This window comes from Mesorhizobium sp. M7A.F.Ca.CA.004.06.1.1 (assembly GCF_003999135.1).
In the GTDB taxonomy this organism is placed as follows: Bacteria; Pseudomonadota; Alphaproteobacteria; order Rhizobiales; family Rhizobiaceae; genus Mesorhizobium.
In genome coordinates, this window is record NZ_RZPQ01000422.1 from 1 (window position 1) to 5,132 (window position 5,132).

Below are 5,132 nucleotides of genomic sequence, written 5' to 3' on the forward strand. Positions count from 1 at the left end.
GCCGGGCATCTCCCCCTCAAGGGGGGAGATTGGCAGGTTCGACGCTTCGCTCTGTTCGGCGACGTGAGCGATTAGCGAAAGCGGGGATGACATCCGATCTCCCCCCTTGAGGGGGAGATGCCCGGCAGGGCAGAGGGGGGCGCTCTCCCGCCAGCATTGCAAAATGACCTCCCGCGTCACGCCAGCGCCTCCTCGACGATCCGGCCAAGCTCCGGTGCGATGTAGGAAAGGTCTTCCTCGTCCTTGATCAGCACGCCGATGGCGCGGCGGAAGGCTTCCGGCCACGGGCTGCCGCCTCTCTCCAGGATGGTCGCCGCGTTGGCCCATTCGACGGCCTCGGCGATGCCGGGCGGCTTGGCCAGCGGCCGAGCGCGAATGGTCTGCACGGCTGTCGCCACGGCGCGCGCCGTTGCTTCAGCCACATTGCCGGCGCGCAGCATGATGATGGCGGCCTCGCGCTCGGCGTCGGGATAGCCAATCCAATGATAGACGCATCGGCGGCGCAGCGCTTCGGCGAGCTCGCGGGTGCGGTTCGAGGTCAGGATGACGATCGGCTGCGCCGTGGCGCGGATGGTGCCGCGCTCGGGAATGCTGATCTGGAAATCGGACAGGAATTCCAAAAGCAGCGCTTCAAATTCGTGGTCGGAACGATCGATCTCGTCGACCAGCAGCACGCGTTGTTCCGGCGCCTTCAGCACCTGCAGCAGCGGCCGGGCGATCAGGAAACGGTCTTCATAGATGTCGATCTCATGCTCGCCGGCATGGCGGATGGCAAGCAATTGGCGCTGGTAGTTCCATTCGTAGAGCGCGTGCGCGGCGTCGATGCCTTCATAACATTGCAGCCGCACCAGATCGCGGCCGAGCAGCTCGGCGATCGCTTTGGCCGCTTCCGTCTTGCCGACGCCCGGCGCGCCTTCGAGCAGCAGCGGCTTGCCCAGCCGGATTGCCAGGAAGATGGCGGTCGAAAGGCTTTCATCGGCCAGATAGCGCGAGGCGGCCAGATGCTGCGCCACCGCCTCCGGCGAGGTCGCTGATGTCTCGGCGCTTGTCCCGGTCATTTCGGCCCTCAGTTCGCCGCTTGCGCCTTCAGCGCGCGCAGGATGCGCTCCGGCGTGATCGGCAGCGTGTCGATGCGCACGCCGACGGCGTCGAAGACGGCATTGGCGACCGCCGGGATCTGTGGGTTGGCGCACATTTCGCCCGGCCCTTTGGCGCCGTATGGTCCGTCCGCCGATGGCCGCTCCAGCACGATGATCTCGGTCTCGGCGAGGTCGCCGGGACCCGGCATCAGATACTGGTTGAAGTCGGTGCCGCCATGATCGCGGTTGGGATAATAGGGCTCGGTCGTCTCGTAGAGCGCATGGCTGATGCCCATCCACGAACCGCCGACCAGCTGCTGTTCGACCATTTTCGGGTTCAGCGCGCGGCCGATCTCGAAGACGTTCTTCACCGTCAGTACGGTGACCTCGCCGGTTTCGTCGTCGACCTCGACCTCGGCCACGGTGCAGGCATGCGCGTAGCAGGTCGACGGCTTCATCGCGCCGGTTTCTTTCTCGGGATAAGAGCGCGGGATCAGGAACATGCCGCGGCCCGAGATCGAGCGGCCGCGCTTGAAATGCGCCGACAGCGCGACATCGAAGATCGAGATCGACTTTTGCGGCGCGCCCTTGACCAGTATGTTGCCCTGGCCGTCGGTCTCGAGGTCGGATGCATTCACCTCCAACTCCTCGGCCGCCACTTCCAGCATCACCTGGCGGGCTTCCCTTGCCGCCTGGATGACGGCGTTGCCGGCGCGGTGTGTGCCGCGCGAGGCGAAGGTGCCCATGCAGTGCGGGCCGGTGTCGGTGTCGGCGGTGTCGACGACGACACGGTCGGTCGGCACGCCGATCGTCTCGGCGCAGATCTGCGCCATGATCTGCTTCATGCCCTGGCCGAGATCGACCGATGACAGCGTCACCATGAAATTGCCGGTCGGCGTCGAATGCACCAGCGCCTGCGTCGGGTCGCCGCCGAGGTTCATGCCGGTGGGATAGTTGATCGCGGCAACGCCGCGTCCACGCCTGATCGCCATCTCAAGCTCCCTTCACGTAGGATGACATCGCCATGTATTTCTCCGCCACCGGCCAGTTGGCGGCGCGCGAGGCTTCCTGCATGCATTCGATCAGCGCCGCGCCCTCGGTCGGCTGGCGGTGCGCTTTCATATCGCCGTCGCGATAGGCGTTGATGAAGCGGAATTCGAGCGGGTCCATGCCGATCAGCCGCGCCAGCTTGTCCATCTGCACCTCCAGCGCGAAATCGCCGATGGTGACGCCGAAGCCGCGCATGGCGGAGGAGGGCGTGCGGTTGGTGTAGACGCAGTAGGTGTCGATCCAGACGTTCGGGATAGTGTAGGGGCCGGGATAGTGCCCCGCGCCCTTCTGCGCGCCATAGGGCGAGTGGCGCGAATAGGCGCCGGCATCGGTGTAGCCAGTGACCTTGCGCGCGACGATGCGGCCGTCCTTCATGACGCCGTCCTTGATGACGACCTTTTCGGCCGCGCGTGGCGACGATATCTGCATCTCCTCCTCGCGGCTGTAGATAAAACAGACTGGTCGTCCGGTTAATTTTGCGCCGAGGATGGCGATCGGCTCGACGATGACGTCGACTTTGCCGCCAAAACCGCCGCCGACGGTGCCGCCGACGAAATGCAATTTGCTGCCGGGCATCTGCAGGATGATCGAGGTGTTGTCGAGCGTGAAGAACATCGCCTGCGTGTTGGTGTAGCAGGTGAAGCGGTCATTGCCCTCGGGTGCCACCACGCAGCCGGTGGTCTCGGTCGGCGCATGTTCGATCGGCGAGGACTGGTAGCTCTCCTCCAATATGTGGTCGGCGCCGGCGAAGCCCGCCTCGACATCGCCGAAGCGCACCTTGCGGCACTCGCCGCTGTCGTAGAGATAATAATTCTGGCCGTGATATTCGTTGACCAGCGGTGCGCCGGGCTTCAGCGCCTCTTCCATATCGAAGACGGCCGGCAGCACCTCATAGTCGACCTTGACCTTGGCTGCGGCCTCTTGCGCGGCACGCTCGGTTTCGGCCAGCACCGCCACTACGGCCTCGCCCTTCCAGCGCACCTTGCCGTCGGCCAGTACGGTCTCGTCCTCCGGCCCGACCTGGATCAGGATCAGGATGGTGTAGACATTGTGCGGCACGTCCTTGGCGGTCAGAATTTTCACCACACCCGGATGCTTTTCCGCTTCCGACGTGTCGATCGAGCGGATGCGGGCATGGTGATGCGGGCTGCGCACCATCTTCAGGTGCAGCATGCCGGGGAAATTGCGGTCGGCGAAAAAGGCGGTCTTGCCGGTGACATGGCCGGGTGAATCGGAGCGCGGCCGAGGTTGGCCGATCTCGTGCAGATCATCTTTGCGGACATCGGCGAAGTAGTTCTTGCGCAGTTCCATTCTTTTGGACCCCTCAGGCCGCGTTCTGCGAATTGGCGCGGGCGGCAGTCAGCACCGCCTTGATGATCGGTTCGTAGCCGGTGCAACGGCAGATGTTGCCCGATAGCGCCTCGACCACCTCGTCGCGGCTGGGGTTGGGCGTATGATCGAGCAGCACCTTGGCCGCCATGATCATGCCCGGCGTGCAGAAGCCGCATTGCGTGGCGAAGGTGTCGAGGAAGGCGCGCTGCAGCGGGTGCAGCACGCCGCTTTCCGAAAGCCCTGAAGTCGTGCTGATGGCCGCCCCATTGCAGGTTTCGGCCAGCGTCAGGCAGGAGAGCCTGAGTTCGCCGTCTATGATGACCGAACAGGCGCCGCAGGTGCCTTGATGGCAGCCGCCTTTCGGCGAGGTGTCGCCGATCTTGTCGCGCAGCGCCTGGAGCAGCGTCGTGCCGCTGTCGATGAATTCGGCCTTTTCCGAGCCGTTGAGCGTGAATTGAACCGGAACCTTTGCCATGTTTTCCTCCCAGCGCGCCTGCCCAACCAGCGGACAGACGCGCGCCCCCGAACGAATATTAAGCGAGCAGCAACCGGCCGAGATGAACCGGCAGGACTTCGGCGCGATACCAGGCGCTGGCGATCGGGGCGGTGATGGGCGAGATGCCATCGCCGGCCGCGGCCAAGGCCGGCGCGATGCCGTCAGCGGTCAGCGTTCGGCCGATCAGCGCTTTTTCCGCCGCCCTGGCGCGCATTGGCCGATCCGCCATGCAGCCGAGCGCGATCCGCGCCGAGGTCACGGTGCCATCCGACGACAGTTCCAGAACGGCGGCTATGCTGAGCACAGAGACGCCCTTGGGCTTGACCCTCGACACTTTCAGGAAGCGGAAACTGTCGGCCTTCGGAAGCGTGAAGCTCACGGAAGTGACGACGGCGCGGCTGCCGTCCCGATTGGCCAGAAAAGTCTCGATCGGCGTTTGCCCGTCATCGGTGCCGACCGTCGCATCGAGCGCCAGCAGGGCAACGGCGAAATCGCCATAGGGGGCCGGGGCAAAAAGATTGCCGCCGATGGTCGCCATGTTGCGGATGGCCGGGCCGCCGACGGCGCGAGCGGCCTTGGCGAGCGTGCCGAGCTCCGGATGACTGGCGATCGCCGCCATCGTCACCGAAGCGCCGATGCGGACTTTGCCGCCGGCAACAGCGATGGTGGACAAAGACGGCTCGGTCGACCTGACAAGGCCGGAAACCGAAACATCGCCTTCATTGGCCGCGCGGACGACCAGCGTGCCGCCGCCGAGATAGCGTGTGCCCTGGGCTTTCAGTGCCGCGTTCGCGTCTTTCACCGTTGCAAAGGTCTGCAGTGCCAGCGCCATGGTTTGGCTCCTGTCAGCTCTGGCCGGCGAAATGGCTTTTCAGGGCGTTGAAGCCGCCCTGAAAGACATTCGCGCCCATGCCCTCGGCCAGCTTGTCTGCCTCCTCGGGCGCGGCGTCGAAGCTGGCGGTCCATTCGGCGTAGGTGCGGTCGCCATCGGTCACACGCCGCAGCTGCAGGGTCGCCTTGTGATTGGTCAGCGGTTGCGGCGTCTCGAGGATGGAGTAGCTGACCAGGAAATTCTGATCGGAGAAGTCGAGCAACTTTTCGCGCAGGCGGGCGCCGCTGGCGAGCTGGAAATTGCGCACGCAGCCGATCATGGTGGCATCCTTGCCGTCTTCAAT

6 protein-coding genes are annotated in these 5,132 nt (G+C 64.8%); all 6 read right to left on the reverse strand.

Going from position 1 to position 5,132, the window contains the following annotated elements:
- Window positions 1-176: 176 nt before the first annotated feature.
- Window positions 177-1,058 (reverse strand): MoxR family ATPase, encoded by an 882-nt coding sequence (locus EN906_RS22325; RefSeq protein ID WP_127266796.1) that lies wholly within the window; start codon window positions 1,056-1,058, stop codon window positions 177-179.
- Window positions 1,059-1,066: 8 nt separating this feature from the next.
- Window positions 1,067-2,071: a molybdopterin cofactor-binding domain-containing protein gene (locus EN906_RS38835; protein ID WP_023756899.1), complete on the reverse strand. Its 1,005-nt coding sequence runs from the start codon at window positions 2,069-2,071 to the stop codon at window positions 1,067-1,069.
- 1 nt (window position 2,072) lies between these two features.
- A complete protein-coding gene (locus EN906_RS38840) occupies window positions 2,073-3,440 on the reverse strand; it encodes a xanthine dehydrogenase family protein molybdopterin-binding subunit (protein WP_127266795.1) in 1,368 nt (455 codons plus the stop codon).
- 13 nt (window positions 3,441-3,453) lie between these two features.
- Window positions 3,454-3,936 (reverse strand): (2Fe-2S)-binding protein, encoded by a 483-nt coding sequence (locus EN906_RS22340; protein ID WP_127266794.1) that lies wholly within the window; start codon window positions 3,934-3,936, stop codon window positions 3,454-3,456.
- Between the two features lie 58 nt (window positions 3,937-3,994).
- Window positions 3,995-4,789, reverse strand: a complete 795-nt coding sequence (locus tag EN906_RS22345; RefSeq protein ID WP_127375376.1) for an FAD binding domain-containing protein — start codon at window positions 4,787-4,789, stop codon at window positions 3,995-3,997.
- A 13-nt stretch (window positions 4,790-4,802) separates the two neighbouring features.
- The coding region (locus EN906_RS22350) for an SRPBCC family protein (RefSeq protein ID WP_164777287.1) at window positions 4,803-5,132 on the reverse strand (330 nt) is incomplete at its 5' end.

Bases quoted from the DNA above. Each gene is read 5' to 3' on its own strand.
- EN906_RS22325 (WP_127266796.1), bottom strand. From the start codon at position 1,058: ATGACCGGGACAAGCGCCGAGACATCAGCGACCTCGCCGGAGGCGGTG.
- EN906_RS38835 (WP_023756899.1), bottom strand. From the start codon at position 2,071: ATGGCGATCAGGCGTGGACGCGGCGTTGCCGCGATCAACTATCCCACC.
- EN906_RS38840 (WP_127266795.1), bottom strand. From the start codon at position 3,440: ATGGAACTGCGCAAGAACTACTTCGCCGATGTCCGCAAAGATGATCTG.
- EN906_RS22340 (WP_127266794.1), bottom strand. From the start codon at position 3,936: ATGGCAAAGGTTCCGGTTCAATTCACGCTCAACGGCTCGGAAAAGGCC.
- EN906_RS22345 (WP_127375376.1), bottom strand. From the start codon at position 4,789: ATGGCGCTGGCACTGCAGACCTTTGCAACGGTGAAAGACGCGAACGCG.